The sequence below is a fragment of the Terrihalobacillus insolitus genome (assembly GCF_028416575.1).
Taxonomy (GTDB): Bacteria; Bacillota; Bacilli; order Bacillales; family Amphibacillaceae; genus Terrihalobacillus; species Terrihalobacillus insolitus.
The window spans coordinates 39,440-56,599 of the sequence record NZ_JAMQKB010000001.1 but is presented as its reverse complement, the minus strand read 5'-3'; the positions used below and the strand labels follow the sequence as shown (position 1 = coordinate 56,599).

The following is a 17,160-nucleotide window of genomic DNA, read 5'->3' as shown; positions in this document are numbered from 1 at the left end:
CGAAAAAGCTTTGAGTTGCAGACTCTTAGCTTTTTTTTATCTTTAAATGGTTTTAGGGTTTTAGACCCCCACCTCTAAGCGAAGCGTAGGTGGGAATTTCCAATCAGGTGGAGTCGAGACTCCATCTGATTCCCCAATGTTTCAGCTTGCTGAAACGAGTTCGCTTGTGTATGGGAGGTTTTAAAAACGGCCGCTAGTGCTTTTGGAAATTAGGCTGTATTTTCACTTGTCAAAGTAAGAGTTAGTCTGTATAATGTCCCCTATATATAAACAACTGTACACTATAAGGATACAATGAGGGGGCGTAGAAATGAAACAGCAGATTAATATAGGATTGTGCGGTTTAGGTACCGTAGGGTCTGGTGTTGTTAAAATTTTAGAAAACCATCAAGAACAAATTAAATATAAATTAGGGTGTGAGATAAGAATTACGAAAATCCTCGTTAACGATATCCTTAAAAAAAGAGATGTGGCGATTGATCCGAGTGTATTAACAACCAATGTTGATGATCTTATATATAATGACGAAATTGATGTAGTAGTAGAAGTGATGGGTGGAATTGACAACACCTATACGATATTAGAGCAAGCTATTTTGCAGAAAAAGCATATCATTACAGCAAATAAAGACTTAATGGCAGTCAGTGGAGCACAGTTGCTTCAGTTAGCGAAAGAAAATAGCTGTGACGTTTTTTTTGAGGCAAGTGTTGCTGGCGGGATTCCGATTTTGCGATCCTTATCTGATGGGCTTGCATCTGATCGTATTCAAAAAATGATGGGCATCGTGAATGGGACAACAAATTTTATTTTAACTAAAATGACCGAAGAACAGCTTCCTTTTGCTTCCGTTTTAAAAGAAGCTCAGGAATTAGGGTTTGCTGAATCAGATCCAACTGCAGATGTGGAAGGACTAGATGCAGCACGAAAGATGACTTTGCTTGCTAACTTAGCTTTTAAAATGAATATACGGCTAGAGGATGTGGAAACACAAGGAATAACAATGATTACCGAAGATGACCTTAAGTTTGCTAATCAGCTTGGTTATACGATTAAACTCATAGGAATTGCAGCAATAAATGATGGGAAGGTAGAGGTCGGCGTAGAGCCTACTTTACTTCCGAACGACCATCCGTTAGCACTTGTGAAAAATGAATACAATGCTGTTTATGTCTATGGTGAAGCAGTAGGAGAAACGATGTTTTATGGCCCTGGTGCAGGGAGTCTACCAACAGCATCAGCTATCGTATCCGATTTGATGGCCGCAGTAAAGAATATACGCTTAGGTGTGAGCGGGAATTCATACATTAGTCCACAATATACGACACAATTAAAGGATAACAAAGAGAGATATTCGAAATATTTCATTCGAATGGAAGTTGACGATGAAACGGGTACATTTTTTAAGGTTACCGATATTTTTGCAAATCAAAAGGTTAGCTTTGAAAAAATATTACAGCTGCCACTCCCAAATAAGGAATTAAATACAGCTGAAATCGTCATGGTCACACATACGGTCAATAAACAGCAATTTTTAAATTGTATAGAAAATCTAAGTGAATTGTCCGTGGTCAAAAAAATAATTAGCTACTATCGTGTAGATGGGGAGGAGTAAGCATCATGGCATGGAATGGCTTATTGGCACATTATGAAAAATATTTACCAGTTACCGAAAGTACCCCAAAGGTTTCATTACTAGAAGGTAATACGCCGTTGATAAAGCTTACAAAGCTTTCCGATCAATACAATGTTCACGCATATGCAAAGATAGAAGGTGCTAATCCAACTGGTTCGTTCAAAGACCGCGGTATGGTAATGGCTATTGCAAAGGCATTGGAAGAGGGAGCAAGCGCAGTTATTTGTGCATCTACGGGAAATACATCGGCTTCTGCTGCTGCTTTTGCAGCAAGAGCAGGATTAAAATGTATTGTCGTTATACCTGAAGGAAAGATTGCTCAAGGAAAGCTTGCTCAGGCGGTCATGTATGGTGCTGACATTATTTCAATTGAGGGCAACTTTGACGATGCGTTAAAAATGGTTCGGAAAGTTAGCGAGGAAGAGCCGATAACACTTGTAAATTCGGTCAATCCTTATCGAATTGAAGGACAAAAGACGGGAGCATTTGAGGTATGTGATCAATTAGGAAAAGCACCAGATTATTTATTTATTCCTGTGGGTAATGCTGGAAATATCACTGCCTATTGGAAAGGATTTAAGGAATACCATGAAGCACGTGCTTATCGTTTGCCAAAAATGATGGGATTTGAAGCGAGTGGAGCCGCTGCAATTGTTCATAACCGTGTGTTTGAGCAACCAGAAACAGTTGGAACTGCGATTCGGATCGGTAATCCCGCAAGCTGGGAAAGTGCTGTTCAGGCAAGGGAAGAGTCTGGTGGCACAATAGATGAGGTTACAGACGAAGAAATGATTGCAGCATACAAATGGCTTGCGACAAATGAGGGAATCTTTGCCGAGCCTGCGTCCTGTGCTTCTGTTGCTGGACTATTTAAAACATTGGAGCAAGGTAACGTTGCAGCAGGTGAAACAGTTGTCACAGTATTAACTGGAAATGGATTGAAGGATCCTTCAACAGCAATTGATTACAGTGACATGAGTCCAAGAAAGCTTCCAAACGATGAAGAAAGGGTTGTCCAGGTAATCCGGGACAGTGTTCGTCGATGAGCTATCATATTCGTGTACCAGCCAGTACCTCCAATTTGGGTCCGGGATTTGATTCGGTCGGTTTGGCACTAAATTTATATTTGGATCTATACGTACTAAATAGTGATAAGTGGGAATTTATCCCTTTATCGTCTAACTTAAATGGCATTCCTGTGGGAAAGGATAATCTTATTTATCAGATTGGATCTAAAGTAGCTACGAGGTTTGGGAAAAAAGATCTTCCCCCATGTCGGGTTGAGATGACAAGTAACATTCCGTTAGCACGTGGACTTGGAAGTAGTGCAACTGCAACAATCGCGGGAATTGAATTGGCAAATCGTACCTTGGATTTAAATCTATCCATCGAAGATAAAGTGGAGCTTGCAACTTGGATAGAGGGTCATCCAGACAATGTGGTACCTTCCCTTATTGGAGGATGTATTATTGGTCATTATGATGGTCAGGTAGATTGGATCAAGGTATCTGTTGATAAGGCTGAGTTTGTAGCCATCATCCCAGAATACGAGTTAAAAACGAGTGAAGCAAGAGATGTGCTTCCCAAAGAACTTGCTTATAAAAAAAGTGTGCAAGCGAGTAGTATAGCGAATGTAAGTGTTGCTGCAATTTGTATGCAGGATTGGGCTTTGGTAGGAAAAATGATGAAAAAAGATTTATTTCACCAGCCTTATCGAAAACAATTTATTCCGCATTATGATGATATAGAGTCGTACTTAGAGCATAGTAGTTATGGTGTTTTTTTAAGTGGAGCGGGGCCAACGATCATGGTTGTGGCCGATCCAAAATCAGTGAAAGAAAATATAGAAGGATGGAAAAAGGATTACCCTGAATTTAAATGGTTCCCTTTATCTGTTTCAAACAATGGCTTAGAAGTAACGGAGCTCTATGTAGAAAAAAGCAAATAAAGAACCTAGAAAAAATAAAGAGCCTCCTTATCCAAAAGGAGGCTTACTATATGAAGATCGAGGACGCTCAATAGAAAAGCTTAAAGAGGTTGTTCATAACTTGATCACGCATTTAAAATACTTGTTCAATTTCTGTTACACCTGGAACCTCTGCCATTAGTGCACGCTCAATACCAGCTTTTAATGTAATGGTAGAACTCGGGCAATTTCCACAGGCTCCCATTAAACGAAGACGTACGATGCCTTCGTCCACATCAACAAGTTCAACATCTCCACCGTCACGAAGCAAAAATGGACGCAATTTATTTAATACCTCTTGTACCTGTTCCTGCATGTTTCATCTTCCCCTTTCTACATGATCTATTATAAATGGTTTGTAAGAAAAAATCTATTCTACATGCTTCTTTGACCGTATTTGTTATTAAATAGCAGTAAGGCTACATATTAATTATTTTATCTTTTTATGTAACTTTTGTAAAATAAAATATATACAACTTTCGTTTCCGTTAAGGGGGATTTCTTTTGAATGGACAAAATGTAAAGGTTACAGTTTATGGTGCAGATCAAATTTGTGCAAGCTGTGTCGGTGCACCTGGATCCAAGGACACATATGAATGGCTGCAGGCTGCTATCGGACGAAAATACGGAAATGACGCTATAAAATACGAGTACGTGGATATTTTTAATCCACCTGCTGATGAAGTGAAGCAGCATTTTTCAAAAAGAGTGCTTAATGAGGACTTATTTTATCCAGTTGTTTTGGTTAATGACACAATTGTAGCGGAAGGAAACCCACGTTTAAAAAAGATCTATGAGGCACTAGAACAAAATGGCGTAAAATAAGTATTTCTTCGTTAAGTGCGTGTTCTTTTGAACAACCTAGTTAAGATAAAACAATTGAATACTGCGCATCATATATGGTAGGATACTTCCTGAGTGGGGGATTCATCTACGTTGATACAAGAGGTGAAATGGATGAATCCAATAATCGAATTTTGTGTGAATAATTTAGCAAGCGGTTCACAAAACGCTATGGAAGAGCTGGAAAAAGATCCAGATCTTGATGTTATAGAATATGGTTGTACAAGTTTTTGCGGGATCTGTGCGCAGAATCTATTTGCGATTGTAAACGGAGATCCAGTTACTGCGGATAGTCCTGAAGAGCTAGTAAAAAATATATATCAGTATTTAGAGGAGAATCCCCTATTTTAAACGAAAATCGCCATGGCCTGTAAGACAAGCTATGGCGATATTTCTAAACTTTTACCACTTCGCTGATCGAGTGGAAATTTGTCAGGAGATAGATACATGGAAATAACATATATAAAAATGCATGGACTTGGTAATAGTTATATTTTTGTTGACTTGTTTCAGTCAAATTTTGATGAGAGTATATTCGCCCCGTTAGCTAAATCTGTTTCTGATGTCAACACAGGGATTGGGTCTGATGGGTTAATCCTTATTCATCCAAGTGACAAAGCGGATGTTGGTATGAGAATTTTTAACAAAGATGGATCTGAAGGGAGAAATTGTGGTAACGGACTCCGGTGTGTTGCAAAATATGCATATCAAAATAGAATAGTTGCCAACAAAGCATTTACAATTGAAACAAAGGCTAACAACGTACAGGCACATGTCCATGAAGTCAATAACTACGTTGATGAAGTTACGATCGATATGGGAGAACCAATATTAACTAGAAATAATATTCCAATGAAAGGCACTTCAAGTGACACAGTTGTTAATGAACCTTTTACGATTGACGATAAATCCATGAACATAACAGCTGTTTCGATGGGGAATCCACACGCCATTTTTTTTGTTGAAAAAATAGAAGATGCGCCATTATATGAACTGGGTCCTAGGATTACGAAGGATGACCGATTTCCTGAAGGAGTTAACGTGGAATTTGTCGAGGTTGTTTCAGATACAGAACTAAATTTCCGCGTCTGGGAACGGGGTTCAGGAGTCACCCAAGCTTGTGGCACTGGTGCGTGTGCTTCCGTTGTAGCAGCGGTGTTAAATGGTCATGTGCTGCGTGATAAAGAAATTTGCGTTCATTTAAGTGGTGGCGATTTATACGTTAAGTGGGCAAATGATGGACATGTTTGGATGCGTGGCAGGGCTGACACAACTTCTACTGGTATGTATTACTGGAACAGATAAGTTGAACAATATGGTTAACCTTAGTATACTTACTAGTATAGAAGAAAATATTCATAAATACGTGGAAGCTGATCGTTTCTGGAATAAAGTTGATCATATTCAAAGTACGATTGATCAACGTTAAAAAAGTCAACAAATATTAGCGCGTATCCCTTTGTTGACTTTTAACACACGAACGAAAAGGAGGATCATCGATGGTTCTTACGATTACGGATAATGCAAGTCTTCAAATTAAAGAAATGATGAAGGAAGAAGATCAAAAAAATGTTCGTCTTCGATTTGGAATTAAAGGTGGCGGTTGTAGTGGACTCTCTTATTCCATGGGGTTTGATTATGATGTCAATGAGGAATTAGATACAACTGATGAAATTAATGAAATTCCGTTAGTACTAAATAAACAAGACATACCAATTATAGAGGGTACAACCATTGACTTTAAACAAAACATGATGGGCGGCGGATTTACGATTGATAATCCAAACGCCATTGTATCTTGTGGTTGTGGTTCATCATTTAAGGCCAAAGAAAGAGAAGGTACGCCTGAGAATTGTTAATTTATGCAAGCTTGTAATATTAACGTTTGTTAAAGAAATAGTGTTTTTAGGAAAAGATAAAAATTTTCAAAACACTGAATAGCTGAATGGTTATGAGTTACAGTAATAATATGAAGATTCACAAGTGTGAATGTGCATAATAACAACCCTAGATTGGTGCAATCGAGGTTGTGAATCACTACCTTTTTGATAGTAAATGTCTAAACAACACTATTGAGGAGGTAGTTTTTTTATGGCTTTAAATAAGAGGAAGAAACGAAAACTAGTAGGGAAAATGTCTAATCAAAAGCAATATCCAAAACTTACGTTGGAGCAGGCTATTGATTTAGTAGTTGCGGGAAAAAGTGCAGAAGGATTAAGAGAAAGAACCACTTAGTCAAAATCACTTTAACAAGAGGTTGAAATATTATGGGAAGAAGGCTACAACACACGTATATCGACACGTGAATTTGCTTTCAGTAAAGTTAGGGAAGATAGTTTACATAAAAGAAGCCTCCTTAATCTTTCGAAGGGGGCTTCAAAAAGTCTTGTTATTTCTTTTTAGAACTATTTTTTTTGTATAACCAAATACCCATAGCTACAATTAAAATGAAAATAATTAAGGTAATATTTCCTGTTCCTAAGATAGCAAGTCATCCCTTCATTTAGTTATCAAGTGAAATATAAAATTATTAACTATGTCGGAATCTGGGGGAGTGTAGGCTTGACAGTTTAGGTTCTGAAGCATCTGAGGTAATTAATTTAGTTGAATAATATAATTATATGTAATTATTGTCAAGTAATATTCTAATAATATTAGATAAATTTTGAAAAACAAGTCTTTATTACCACTAAAATTCCCCACCTACCATTATGCTGCTATAGAATATACTTCTCATTAACTGGTTGTATAAGAATGGTTCATTCCAGTATCATCAACATTTCAATCATATAGGCTAGTGAAAATAAGACCTTGACGTTAAAAACGTCAAGGTCTTTTAGATGATATAAGATTAGTGTACAAAATCACCTTGACTCGGTTTGGCAATTTCATCAAAGTGGTTCACTAATTTTTCTAGTTCTTCTGACAAGAAGTTTCCGTGCATTGGGATGCCGTGGCCAGTTGCGGCGACACGGGGGTTCATCTCCTTTAGCTTTTGAACAGATGCACGAGCAGCCTTCCAATTGGTTGTAAAATATTTTGGAGGACCACTAATTTCCTGTGTTTGCGTAAATACCTTGTACAGTGACTCCTGTTTAACCGTGACAAAGGCGTCTCCGGCGATTAATGCACGATCTTCATCTCGGAATAATGAAATATGTCCTTTTGTATGCCCTGGAGTGTGCATCCAAGCCCATTCTGGAAATCGAGGAACATTTCCGCCCTCAGGTAGTGAATGTACATTTTCTCCTACATTGATGGAGTGATTTGGAAATAGAGGAGAAACCTCGCTGATTAAACCACCGTTTACTTTACGATCTCCTTTTGGATAATCCGCTTTACCGGTAAGATAGGGGATCTCTAAATCGTGAGCATAAACAGGGACTTTCCAGTGTTCAATTAATTCAACTAAAGCTCCAACGTGGTCAAAATGTCCATGAGTTAAGATAATGAAGGCAGGTTTTTGAGAGCCATACCGTTTTTCAGCTGCTTCGATGATTTTGTCTGCTGACTTTGGCATTCCAGCATCAACGAGAAACCATGATTCCTCATGAGAACTCCCAACAAAATAAGTGTTCACAATTTGAACTGGAAAACAAAAGATATTGTTAGCTATTTCCTTTCCTATTCCACTCGTGATAGATGTAACAGGAACAATCGTGTTCTTGAAGGTATCGCTCATATAGTCTCTTCACCTCCTACTCTAGTATGCCCATCGTTCTCAAATGGATTACAACAAAAAAATGTCCTTCATCAGCTTAATGAAGGACATTTTTTGGCTCGAAGGATATCCAGAATACACTGCGCTCCACAAAACTACGTCGCCTCGACTTGATTGCGACGCACAGGACGTGCTCGTGTCGACGTTGCCATAGGACGTGGCGACATTAGTCGACCTTCTGACTCGGCAGCTTCTTGAACACGCATATATTAAAACATACTAGTCGAATGCTTCGGTTGAACACGTGCACCTGGATCGATATAGGCTTTTGCATTGTTTATTGCAGTTGGGCCTTCACCAAAACCAGTTGCAATCAGATTGATTTTACCTGGATACGTACAAATGTCACCAGCTGCATAAATACCAGGAATATTTGTCTCCATTTTCGAATTAACAACAATGCTGTTTTTTTCAATTTCTAAACCCCAATTTTTAATCGGTCCAAGCGACGATACAAAACCGTAGTTTATCAATACGGCGTCCACATTTATAATTTCTTCCTTATTCTCTTTCACTTCGGTAAGTTTAACTTGTTCCACCTTGTCTGTACCGATTAATTCAACAGGGACATATGGTGTTTTAATGTTAACCTGTGAAGATAATAATTGTTCCACACTATGTTCATGCGCTCTAAATGTATCTCTGCGATGGACTAACGTAACACTTTTGGCAATTGGTTCAAGCATTAATGCCCAGTCAACTGCAGAGTCACCGCCACCACAAAGGAGGACGTCTTGATCTTTATATTTGTGCATGTCTTCCACATAGTAATGCAAGTTCTTGCCTTCAAATTCATCACTTCTATCAAGGTTGATCCGTCTTGGCTGAAATGCGCCATTTCCTGCTGTAATAATGATCGTTTTTGAAAAATGTATATCTTTATCAGTTGCAATTTTAAATGATCCATCTTCCATGTGTTCGATCGTTTGAACGGCTTCGTCAAGAACAATCGACGGATCAAAAAGCTCCGTTTGTTCTTTAAGGTTATCAACTAATTCCTGAGCTCGAACCTTAGGAAACCCAGCGATATCATATATATATTTTTCTGGATATAGTGCAGACAATTGACCACCAATATGGGGTAAACTCTCTATTATTTTAACGCTTGCTTGGCGCATTCCGCCATAGAAAGCAGTGAACAATCCAACAGGACCAGCACCGATGATTGTTACATCATAGACTTGATCAGACACGAATGTTTCCTCCTGTTCTTTCTTTACATATTTAAAAAGCAATTATATTTTATCATAAAGTGAATAACTATGTGTGAATATGCACAAGTGATTAAAATTTGTAATATTTAAAAAAATAAGTTTTGGGTTGAAAAATAGAACAAAAGGGTCTAAGATTATCTCTAGAAATCATATTACGATTTTGTGACAAATTACTACATCTTCATACGTGAAAAAAGTCACAAGCAGTAATGTCCTATTATACTTTTTTAACATTTTTCGCAAAATTAAACAAATGGAAGTGATCACATGAATAAACCGAAAATTGTAATTCTAGGAGCCGGTTACGGCGGGATTATGACAACAGTAAAGCTTCAAAAAATGATTAGCGTTAATGATGCGAATATTACACTTGTCAACAAGCATGATTATCACTATCAAACGACATGGCTTCATGAAAATGCAGCAGGAAATTTGCACCATGACAATACCCGTGTGCCAATCAAGGATGTTGTTAACTTTAGCAAGGTGAATTTTGTCCAAGATACGGTTGAATCCATTAAACCAGATGACAACAAGGTTCTTCTTAAAAATGGTGGGGAAATCGACTATGATTACCTTGTAGTAGGGCTAGGCTTTGAAGCAGCAACATTTGGCATACCTGGACTAATTGAAAATGCCTTTACAATTGATAGCATTAACACTGCACGTCTCATCAGAGAGCATATCGAATACAATTTTGCTATGTATAATAATGACCCTGAAAAGAAACAAGAGCGTTTGAACATTGTTGTCGGTGGTGGAGGCTTCACTGGTATTGAGTTCGTTGGGGAATTAGCTAATCGTGTTCCTGAGCTATGTAAGGAGTATGATATTGAAAGAAGTAAAGTCCGAATTATAAACGTCGAAGCAGCACCAACTGTTTTGCCTGGTTTTGATCCACAGTTAGTGGAATATGCAATGAATTCCCTTGAATCAAGAGGAGTAGAATTTAAACTTGGTACTTTCTTAAAAGAGTGTCATCCAGATAAAATTGTCGTCGAAAAGGATGAAAAACGCGAAGAAATTCCGACACTAACAACTGTATGGGCTGCGGGTGTTCGGGCAAATTCAATCGTAGAAGAATCAGGCTTTGAAAACAACCGAGGAAAAGTGGAAGTGAAACCAGATTTACGTGCACCAGACTACTCAAATGTGTTTGTAGTAGGGGATTGTGCATTAATTATGAATAAAGAGACAGAAAGACCATACCCACCTACAGCACAAATTGCCATGCAGATGGCGGACATTGCTGCACATAACCTAAAAGCGCTAATTAGCGGAAGTGAAGAGACAGAGGAATTTGTTCCTGAAATAAAAGGGACAGTTGCTTCATTAGGTGATGATGACGCAATTGGGGTTGTATTTGGGAAGAAGCTATTTGGCTGGCAAGCAACCGTAATGAAAAAAGTTATTGACAACCGCTGGCTTCTAAAGCTAGGTGGCATTGGTCTGTTGTTGAAAAAAGGGAAATTCAATATATTTCACTAAAAATGCGAGCTGCTTCTTCACTTAGCAGGTTACATCAAAAACAAGGACAAACATTATTTGTCCTTGTTTTTTTGCAACATAGGCCTATAATATGGCAACGGGGTCGTCCGTGGAAACCGAGTAGCTTCCCTGACCATCGCCTCATTCTTGCCTATTTCACATAATCCATACTAAAATGAGGAATAGGAAAAATGAATAAACTATCTGGAGGTAATACACTGTGCTGCAATTGATCGTTTCTATGCTATTATTCTTTGTTTTATTTTTTGGCATTGCTTTTATCCTAAATATGCTTTTACGGCAAACATGGATCATGTCATTTATTTATCCGATAATCGTTCTAATGATTGTAGATGAATTACCTACTTCTACTTACTTTACGGAACCTGCTCGTGCATTCTCTACAGCGTGGGGAGAGCTGCTCCAGGCTACGACAGTGGATATCGTTATTTTAATTACTGGATTTATCGGCACGATTGTATCTGGTATTGTCATGAAAATGCTTAGAGCAAGAGGATATCAAATGTTTTAATCGTCGTTAAAAAAATCCCCATGAATTTTGTATAAAAAATAATCATTTTGGAAATGATGACATCCAGAGAGGTGTTATCCATTGAAAAAAATGAAAATTATCAAAAGAATGTTCATGACGGTACTATTTTTAGGTGCATTTTATACTACTATATCCACAGTGTCGAACGTTTCTGCAGTTGATTTACGTATGATAGATTTGGAGTCTAGCAATTCAAGTTCAGATTTTAAAGATCAAGGGTATAGGAGTTTGGCTTTGGCGAAAAAATCACTGAGACAAATGGATACGGAAACAAGGTATGTTTCAAGTGTTCAAATTGAAGGTCCGAAAACGCTAGAGGATGCTATTAACCTTGAACAATACCCAAGTAATACAGTAGTTGCAACGGGTTATACTGCTGGGGTAGAATCGACTGGGAAAAGTCCAGGCCACCCGTTATACGGTATTACTTATTCTGGTGTCAAGGTTAAAAGAGACTTATACTCGACCATTGCTGCAGATTTAAGTGTATATCCGATCGGTACCATTCTGTTTATTCCAGAGTATGGCTACGGGGTTGTGGCAGACAAAGGTTCTGCCATCAACGGTAATAAAATCGATTTGTATTATCCAACGGTAAAGGATGTATACGAAAAGTGGGGGAAAAAGGAAGTTGAAGTGTACTTAATTGAAAAAGGGAACGGAAAATTAACGGAAAATGCCATGAAAAATTTAAACGAAACAGAAGCCTTACAGGTTTTTCGTGAACAAATTAGAAAAAGCTAATCTTGTTTTTACTATAAAAACCCTTTAGAGATTATCTCCAAAGGGTTTTTTTGTTTAAATTTTTGCAGAAATATAAATATTACCAAAGAGGGTATAGTACGATAGCGATAATAATTCCAGTTAACCCCCCAAAAAAAACTTCAATGGGTTGGTGCCCCAAAAGTTCTTTTAATTCTTTCTTTTTTTCGTAATCTCCTTTGTAAGCCCAAGTTTTGGATTGCTCAATAAAATACTGAAAATCTTTTAAAAGCATGTTCAATACAATTGCTTGTTGGCCTGCATGTCTACGCACTCCAGTCGCATCAAACATAATAATGATACTAATAATGCTTGCAACAGCAAAAACGGATGAGGATACCCCTTCTTCCAAACCAACTCCAGTGGTAAGTGCAGTTACCGCAGCACTATGACTACTGGGCATCCCACCAGTGCTAAATGCCAAACCTGGATTGAATTCTCCTGTAGCTATGTATTGTATGGGCACTTTAACGCCTTGAGCAAAAATAATGGAAGCAAGTGCTACCCACAAAGGAAAGTTTGAAAAAAGTTCCATTACAAGTCATCCTCTCAGAATTGGTCTAGTACCTGTAGCCTTTCCCCTGTTTAACAAATGTACTACTACTCTTTTTGGGAAGTCAGACCGTAGTCAACATTGAAATTTTTTATGTTACCAACAGGGATAGATGGTGAAAGGAATTAGTTCTCATTATAACATAACTATTGGTTGGAATGGGTATATGTTGATGTGGTGTAGGATTTTATACTACACATGGAGCGGTGAATCAGCTGAAGCATCATTCTTCCTCTGATTCACGGATGATTCAATGCACAACGTGGACATCGATAGCCTACCAGTGCAAGGCTATCGACAATTCACAACACTCAATGTCATTTGTTACATCTGATAATGTTAAGTGTATTCCGTCTGGATTATAGGAAATGGAGATAGGTTGTTCGATTCCCGTACTCTTAATATATTGCTCCACTTTATCTTTTTCATTTTTTTGTGCAGCATCTATTACTTTGTAGCAAAATTCCTTTGAGTCAGAAAATGCATTTACGATCTTATCTGCTTCATCCATTAAATTTTGAAATGTGTTGGCTGACTGTAAAAGCTGATTAGGATCTATTTCAGGGTATTCCGTTTCCTCTTGTCTATATCTGGAGACAGGAAAAGAGCTGTATACCATATCATTTGGGTTTTGTGTATGGCATATCGGATAAGGCCGATAGGAGTAATGAGCAAAACGCATAAAAAAAGCCTCCTTTTTTAACCATCATATGCTAGAAAAAGGAGGCGGTTCGGGTTATGTGATCGTTAGTTTTTTATCGCTGCGTCTAATGAAACTTCAATCATATCGTTAAAAGTAGTTTGACGCTCTTGAGAGGTTGTTTCTTCTCCTGTTAAAAGGTGATCTGAAACAGTTAATACGGATAGAGCACGGCGCCCGTATTTTGCTGCCAGAGTATATAGAGCAGATGTTTCCATTTCAATTGCCAATACATTATAAGAAGCCAATTTTTGATGAAGTTCCTCTGCATGATCTCGATAAAAGCTATCGCTTGTAAACACATTGCCAACACGAAGTTGCAATCCTTTTTTTTGACCTGTCTCAAAGGCATCTTTTAATAGTTTAAAATTAGCTGTTGGGGCAAAATCAATAGCACCAAATGTCACACGGTTCAGTTGGGAATCCGTTGAGGAGGTTGAGGCCAAAATGACATCACGTACTTCTACATCACTTTGTATAGCGCCGCAAGTCCCAACCCTTATTAATGTTTGTACATCGTAGCTTTGCATTAATTCAGTAGCATAAATGGATATGGATGGTACTCCCATTCCTGTACCTTGAACGGAAATGCGCTCTCCTTTATAGGTACCTGTATATCCATACATACCACGTACCTCATTGTAACATTTAGCATCATCTAAAAAGGTTTCTGCAATGTATTTGGCGCGAAGTGGATCACCTGGAAGTAAAATCTTATCAGCAATTTCTTCTTTACTAGCTCCAATATGTATGCTCATTTTTATAATCCTCCTATTTACTTTACTACAAAATAAAGTATCATATTGGGTGAGGGAACTCAAATAATGGAACAAAGAAATCAATATTCTGTAGAAATTTGATGTGAATATGTTTCTAAACAAAGGGAATTTGTATATAATAAGGATAGATTTTCACATGATGGTTTAAATATAGTATTGTGTGTAAATAAGAAAAGAAAATGGAGTTCGTTGAAAGGATGAATGAGAGTGAAGGAAAGAACGTTTACGATTACAGATGATACGGGTGTACATGCACGTCCGGCAACACTTCTTGTTAACAAAGCAGGTCAATTCGAATCTGAAATCGAATTACATTATAACGGAAAGACGGTCAATTTAAAATCGATTATGGGTGTTATGTCACTCGGTGTACCAAAAGGAGCGGAAATCAAAGTCAGTGTAACTGGTAATGACGAGGAGCAAGCTTTAGATGGGATTGCAGAGGTTATCAAGGAACATCTTGGTGAATAATAAAAAATGGCTAGGGTTTTCCCTCTAGCTGTTTTTTTCTATCTTATTAGATTTAAGAGGTGTTTTACGTGAAAATATCGGTGTCTCAATTGCCGGGTATCGGCCAAAAAATTGTTTTAAAAACTGCCGAAGAAAGTATGCTTGTATTGATCGTGCATCATACTGGAAAAAGAGAACTTTATTTTTTCGAGGATGCGGATAGTGATGAAGCAGATTTTGCAATGGATCTAACTCCGGATGAAACAAGGGAACTAGGTGCTCAACTGCTAGGTGCAACATACCAGCCTGTTGATGCTGATCAATTAAAGGTATTTAAAAAACAGATTGTTATTGACTATGTAGAGCTAAAGGAACAATCATCCATTGCCTACAAAACGATTGAGGATTCTGAAATTAGAAATAGGACGGGTGCAACCGTTATTGGAATTGTCCAAGGAGACGAAACAATCGCAATTCCTGATTCTGATACAGTGTTAGAGCCTGGAAATGTGATTATGTGTATAGGGAAAAAGGATCAACTTGAGTCTCTCGCTGCTTTGTGTAAAGGAGAGGAATGATAAAACTTGTTTATGGATTTTCCGACCCTACTTGGAGCGGGGTTAGTTTTATTAGGCATCTTTTATCTCGGGTTTTTAAGCTTTAAAATTAACTTTCCAAGTGTGATTATATATATTTTGTTTGGGATTGTTGTTGCCGACTATCTTACTGATAATGAGCTTTTATATTTTGCAAGTGAAGTAGGAATTGTATTATTATTCTTCCTGCTTGGTATTGAATTTAGTATAAAACGTCTTGGAGGCATAGCCAAGAAAATTTGGTCTTCTGGTCTTTTAGACGTTGTACTAAGCCTTGGTGTAACAATGATCATTGCTATTGGATTTGGCCTTGACTTGTTTACTTCTTTTCTAATGGGTGGTATTACATATGCAACAAGCTCTTCGATTACAGCAAAGCTTTTGGATGATAAAGGTAGAATGGCAAATACAGAAACAGAATTTATTTTAGCTATTTTAATATTTGAAGATTTAATTGCCCCACTTATTATTGCAGTACTAATAGGAGTAAGTACAAGTGGAGGTTTTCAAAGCAGTGATGCGCTTTTCTTAATTGGTAAAGTAGTTGGCTTGACATTGGGTGCTGTTATCCTTGGCAAGACATTGTTTAAAGGGTTTGAACAGTTTTTATTAAAAATCGATGACGAAGATTACAAGATGGCTTTACTAGTCGGGATTGCATTATCTTACGGTGGTCTTGCTTTAGCTCTTGGATTGTCAGAGGTTTTAGGCGCGTTTTTAGCTGGGATGATGCTAGCTGAAATTGGGAAAATCGAGAAGGTAGAGCAAACTGTTTCGCCTGTAAGAGATTTAATGCTTCCCATTTTTTTCGTCTATTTTGGCACAACGATCGAGCTGGGTAATGGGGTACCAATGCCAGTTTTTCTTTCGGTTCTTTTAATTTGGTCCGTAGTTGCCAAAATCTTAGTAGGTATTGTCGGAGGACGATGGTATGGGATGTCACGAAAGGCTTCTTTGCGGGCGGGTCTTTCCCTATGTGCAAGAGGGGAATTCTCGGTTGTAATAGCAAGTGTCGCAACAGGACCAATAAAGGTGCTTGGCGGTCTGTATATAGTGATTGCGGCATTTTTAGGAATGCTTCTTTTTGAACGTGCACCAAAGATCGTAAATAAAATTCACGGGAAGTCTAAGTCAAAGAAAAAGGATTTGAAGGTACCGGGTTCATAAAAAGCTGTACGAAATGAACAGTTATGTTGAATTTCGTACAGCTGGATATTTATAGAGGATAGCTTTCTTTAAGCTTGTTTATTTCGTTTAATGCTTTTTTATTAAACTCGGTTTCCTTCTTTTGTAGTCTTTCCTCCATGTCCTCTACCGCTTGTTTTAGGGATTCTTTGTAGGGGGGGATTTCTCCTTCGAATGGATAGACAGCTTTTTTGGAAACGTTCGCTTTCTCATTATAGCTTAACGCTTTCCTCTGATGAAAAAACACATCTTCTACTGCACCAGGATGGTGTAAATCCCCTTGCATCGGGTGCTTTGTAACAGAAAGCACCTGTACTAAAAATTTTTCCCCTCTATCTTCTACGACCTTCCCTATATAGATACCAGACTTGTGGTGCGCGCGAACGTTATCGCCTACTTTTAAATCTGACATTTGCATCACCCTTTTCTTTTATAATACTCTTATTTTGACAGAATCGGTATGTTTATGACAAGCAGATTTGTTTATGAGAGGACATACAGCTATTCAGGGTATTGGTAGATTTATCGGACTGAGAGGCCGTTAATTGCCAAAAATCCATGGTTTTGACGGGTTTCGCGGACTGAGAGGCCGTTAATTGCTAAAAAACCAGCCATAAAAAGCCCTTTTACAGTGAATAAGGGCCTCTCAGTCCGCTTAGGATTTTTAGCGGACTCAGAAGCCGCTATTTTGCAAAAATCTATGGTTTTGACGGGTTT

21 protein-coding genes are annotated in these 17,160 nt (G+C 38.0%); 14 read left to right on the top strand and 7 right to left on the bottom strand.

Features of this window, described 5'->3' with window-relative positions; genetic code table 11:
• Positions 1-310: 310 nt before the first annotated feature.
• The 3 genes from NC797_RS00295 to thrB are packed head-to-tail and all read left to right on the top strand — an operon-like array spanning position 311 to position 3,581.
• Positions 311-1,612, top strand: coding sequence for a homoserine dehydrogenase (locus NC797_RS00295; RefSeq protein WP_272434576.1), 1,302 nt, complete (start codon positions 311-313; stop codon positions 1,610-1,612).
• Positions 1,613-1,617: 5 nt separating this feature from the next.
• Complete coding sequence (gene thrC / locus NC797_RS00290) at positions 1,618-2,679, top strand: threonine synthase (RefSeq protein ID WP_272434575.1); 1,062 nt, start codon at positions 1,618-1,620, stop codon at positions 2,677-2,679.
• Positions 2,676-3,581 carry a homoserine kinase gene (gene thrB, locus NC797_RS00285; protein ID WP_272434574.1) on the top strand — a complete coding sequence of 302 codons (906 nt, stop codon included), beginning with the start codon at positions 2,676-2,678 and terminating at the stop codon, positions 3,579-3,581. The genes thrC and thrB overlap by 4 nt, the downstream gene beginning before the upstream one ends.
• 112 nt (positions 3,582-3,693) lie before the next feature.
• Here thrB and NC797_RS00280 read toward each other — a convergent pair whose 3' ends face one another.
• Positions 3,694-3,915 carry a NifU family protein gene (locus NC797_RS00280; RefSeq protein WP_026569583.1) on the bottom strand — a complete coding sequence of 74 codons (222 nt, stop codon included), beginning with the start codon at positions 3,913-3,915 and terminating at the stop codon, positions 3,694-3,696.
• A gap of 188 nt (positions 3,916-4,103) precedes the next feature.
• Here NC797_RS00280 and NC797_RS00275 point away from each other — a divergent pair, with 188 nt between their 5' ends.
• The 5 genes from NC797_RS00275 to NC797_RS00255 all read left to right on the top strand — a co-directional run bounded on the left by NC797_RS00275 (position 4,104) and on the right by NC797_RS00255 (position 6,677).
• Positions 4,104-4,424 carry a YuzD family protein gene (locus NC797_RS00275; protein ID WP_272434572.1) on the top strand — a complete coding sequence of 107 codons (321 nt, stop codon included), beginning with the start codon at positions 4,104-4,106 and terminating at the stop codon, positions 4,422-4,424.
• Between the two features lie 132 nt (positions 4,425-4,556).
• Positions 4,557-4,793: a YuzB family protein gene (locus tag NC797_RS00270; protein ID WP_272434571.1), complete on the top strand. Its 237-nt coding sequence runs from the start codon at positions 4,557-4,559 to the stop codon at positions 4,791-4,793.
• Between the two features lie 96 nt (positions 4,794-4,889).
• A complete protein-coding gene (gene dapF, locus NC797_RS00265; RefSeq protein WP_272434570.1) occupies positions 4,890-5,747 on the top strand; it encodes a diaminopimelate epimerase in 858 nt (285 codons plus the stop codon).
• 194 nt (positions 5,748-5,941) lie between these two features.
• Entirely contained in the window at positions 5,942-6,301 is a 360-nt protein-coding gene (locus NC797_RS00260; RefSeq protein ID WP_272434568.1) for a HesB/IscA family protein, read from the top strand.
• A gap of 232 nt (positions 6,302-6,533) precedes the next feature.
• On the top strand, positions 6,534-6,677 hold the full coding sequence (locus tag NC797_RS00255) for a hypothetical protein (protein WP_272434566.1): 144 nt from the start codon (positions 6,534-6,536) through the stop codon (positions 6,675-6,677).
• 616 nt (positions 6,678-7,293) lie between these two features.
• Here the strand turns inward: NC797_RS00255 and NC797_RS00250 are convergent.
• Both NC797_RS00250 and NC797_RS00245 read right to left on the bottom strand, forming a co-directional pair.
• Positions 7,294-8,124 carry an MBL fold metallo-hydrolase gene (locus NC797_RS00250; RefSeq protein WP_272434565.1) on the bottom strand — a complete coding sequence of 277 codons (831 nt, stop codon included), beginning with the start codon at positions 8,122-8,124 and terminating at the stop codon, positions 7,294-7,296.
• Positions 8,125-8,372: 248 nt separating this feature from the next.
• Entirely contained in the window at positions 8,373-9,356 is a 984-nt protein-coding gene (locus tag NC797_RS00245; RefSeq protein ID WP_272434564.1) for an NAD(P)/FAD-dependent oxidoreductase, read from the bottom strand.
• A 288-nt stretch (positions 9,357-9,644) separates the two neighbouring features.
• Here NC797_RS00245 and NC797_RS00240 point away from each other — a divergent pair, with 288 nt between their 5' ends.
• The 3 genes from NC797_RS00240 (at position 9,645) to NC797_RS00230 (ending at position 12,162) form a co-directional block, all read left to right on the top strand.
• Positions 9,645-10,865: an NAD(P)/FAD-dependent oxidoreductase gene (locus NC797_RS00240; RefSeq protein ID WP_272434563.1), complete on the top strand. Its 1,221-nt coding sequence runs from the start codon at positions 9,645-9,647 to the stop codon at positions 10,863-10,865.
• 220 nt (positions 10,866-11,085) lie between these two features.
• The gene (locus NC797_RS00235) at positions 11,086-11,397 is read left to right on the top strand and encodes a YuiB family protein (protein ID WP_272434562.1); all 312 of its coding nucleotides are present in this window, start codon (positions 11,086-11,088) and stop codon (positions 11,395-11,397) included.
• 81 nt (positions 11,398-11,478) lie between these two features.
• Entirely contained in the window at positions 11,479-12,162 is a 684-nt protein-coding gene (locus NC797_RS00230) for a 3D domain-containing protein (RefSeq protein WP_272434561.1), read from the top strand.
• 79 nt (positions 12,163-12,241) lie between these two features.
• Here NC797_RS00230 and NC797_RS00225 read toward each other — a convergent pair whose 3' ends face one another.
• The 3 genes from NC797_RS00225 to deoD form a co-directional block, all read right to left on the bottom strand.
• Positions 12,242-12,715, bottom strand: coding sequence for a divergent PAP2 family protein (locus NC797_RS00225; RefSeq protein ID WP_272434559.1), 474 nt, complete (start codon positions 12,713-12,715; stop codon positions 12,242-12,244).
• Positions 12,716-13,010: 295 nt separating this feature from the next.
• Complete coding sequence (locus NC797_RS00220; protein ID WP_272434558.1) at positions 13,011-13,415, bottom strand: YuzC family spore coat inner layer protein; 405 nt, start codon at positions 13,413-13,415, stop codon at positions 13,011-13,013.
• A gap of 65 nt (positions 13,416-13,480) precedes the next feature.
• Positions 13,481-14,191: a purine-nucleoside phosphorylase gene (gene deoD / locus NC797_RS00215; RefSeq protein WP_272434557.1), complete on the bottom strand. Its 711-nt coding sequence runs from the start codon at positions 14,189-14,191 to the stop codon at positions 13,481-13,483.
• Positions 14,192-14,419: 228 nt separating this feature from the next.
• On the opposite strand from deoD, the gene NC797_RS00210 reads away from it, so the two are divergent.
• From NC797_RS00210 to NC797_RS00200, 3 genes are all read left to right on the top strand, one after another.
• The gene (locus NC797_RS00210) at positions 14,420-14,683 is read left to right on the top strand and encodes a phosphocarrier protein HPr (RefSeq protein ID WP_272434556.1); all 264 of its coding nucleotides are present in this window, start codon (positions 14,420-14,422) and stop codon (positions 14,681-14,683) included.
• A 68-nt stretch (positions 14,684-14,751) separates the two neighbouring features.
• Positions 14,752-15,240 carry a cation:proton antiporter regulatory subunit gene (locus tag NC797_RS00205; RefSeq protein ID WP_272434555.1) on the top strand — a complete coding sequence of 163 codons (489 nt, stop codon included), beginning with the start codon at positions 14,752-14,754 and terminating at the stop codon, positions 15,238-15,240.
• A gap of 12 nt (positions 15,241-15,252) precedes the next feature.
• Positions 15,253-16,425: a cation:proton antiporter gene (locus tag NC797_RS00200; RefSeq protein ID WP_272435204.1), complete on the top strand. Its 1,173-nt coding sequence runs from the start codon at positions 15,253-15,255 to the stop codon at positions 16,423-16,425.
• 49 nt (positions 16,426-16,474) lie between these two features.
• Here NC797_RS00200 and kapB read toward each other — a convergent pair whose 3' ends face one another.
• Complete coding sequence (kapB, locus tag NC797_RS00195) at positions 16,475-16,855, bottom strand: kinase-associated lipoprotein KapB (RefSeq protein WP_272434554.1); 381 nt, start codon at positions 16,853-16,855, stop codon at positions 16,475-16,477.
• Positions 16,856-17,160: the final 305 nt, after the last annotated feature.

What these genes read in the sequence shown, in the direction of transcription:
- NC797_RS00295 (WP_272434576.1), top strand. Translation starts at nt 311, where the DNA reads ATGAAACAGCAGATTAATATAGGATTGTGCGGTTTAGGTACCGTAGGG.
- thrC (WP_272434575.1), top strand. Translation starts at nt 1,618, where the DNA reads ATGGCATGGAATGGCTTATTGGCACATTATGAAAAATATTTACCAGTT.
- thrB (WP_272434574.1), top strand. Translation starts at nt 2,676, where the DNA reads ATGAGCTATCATATTCGTGTACCAGCCAGTACCTCCAATTTGGGTCCG.
- NC797_RS00280 (WP_026569583.1), bottom strand. Translation starts at nt 3,915, where the DNA reads ATGCAGGAACAGGTACAAGAGGTATTAAATAAATTGCGTCCATTTTTG.
- NC797_RS00270 (WP_272434571.1), top strand. Translation starts at nt 4,557, where the DNA reads ATGAATCCAATAATCGAATTTTGTGTGAATAATTTAGCAAGCGGTTCA.
- dapF (WP_272434570.1), top strand. Translation starts at nt 4,890, where the DNA reads ATGGAAATAACATATATAAAAATGCATGGACTTGGTAATAGTTATATT.
- NC797_RS00260 (WP_272434568.1), top strand. Translation starts at nt 5,942, where the DNA reads ATGGTTCTTACGATTACGGATAATGCAAGTCTTCAAATTAAAGAAATG.
- NC797_RS00255 (WP_272434566.1), top strand. Translation starts at nt 6,534, where the DNA reads ATGGCTTTAAATAAGAGGAAGAAACGAAAACTAGTAGGGAAAATGTCT.
- NC797_RS00250 (WP_272434565.1), bottom strand. Translation starts at nt 8,124, where the DNA reads ATGAGCGATACCTTCAAGAACACGATTGTTCCTGTTACATCTATCACG.
- NC797_RS00240 (WP_272434563.1), top strand. Translation starts at nt 9,645, where the DNA reads ATGAATAAACCGAAAATTGTAATTCTAGGAGCCGGTTACGGCGGGATT.
- NC797_RS00225 (WP_272434559.1), bottom strand. Translation starts at nt 12,715, where the DNA reads ATGGAACTTTTTTCAAACTTTCCTTTGTGGGTAGCACTTGCTTCCATT.
- NC797_RS00220 (WP_272434558.1), bottom strand. Translation starts at nt 13,415, where the DNA reads ATGCGTTTTGCTCATTACTCCTATCGGCCTTATCCGATATGCCATACA.
- deoD (WP_272434557.1), bottom strand. Translation starts at nt 14,191, where the DNA reads ATGAGCATACATATTGGAGCTAGTAAAGAAGAAATTGCTGATAAGATT.
- NC797_RS00200 (WP_272435204.1), top strand. Translation starts at nt 15,253, where the DNA reads ATGGATTTTCCGACCCTACTTGGAGCGGGGTTAGTTTTATTAGGCATC.
- kapB (WP_272434554.1), bottom strand. Translation starts at nt 16,855, where the DNA reads ATGTCAGATTTAAAAGTAGGCGATAACGTTCGCGCGCACCACAAGTCT.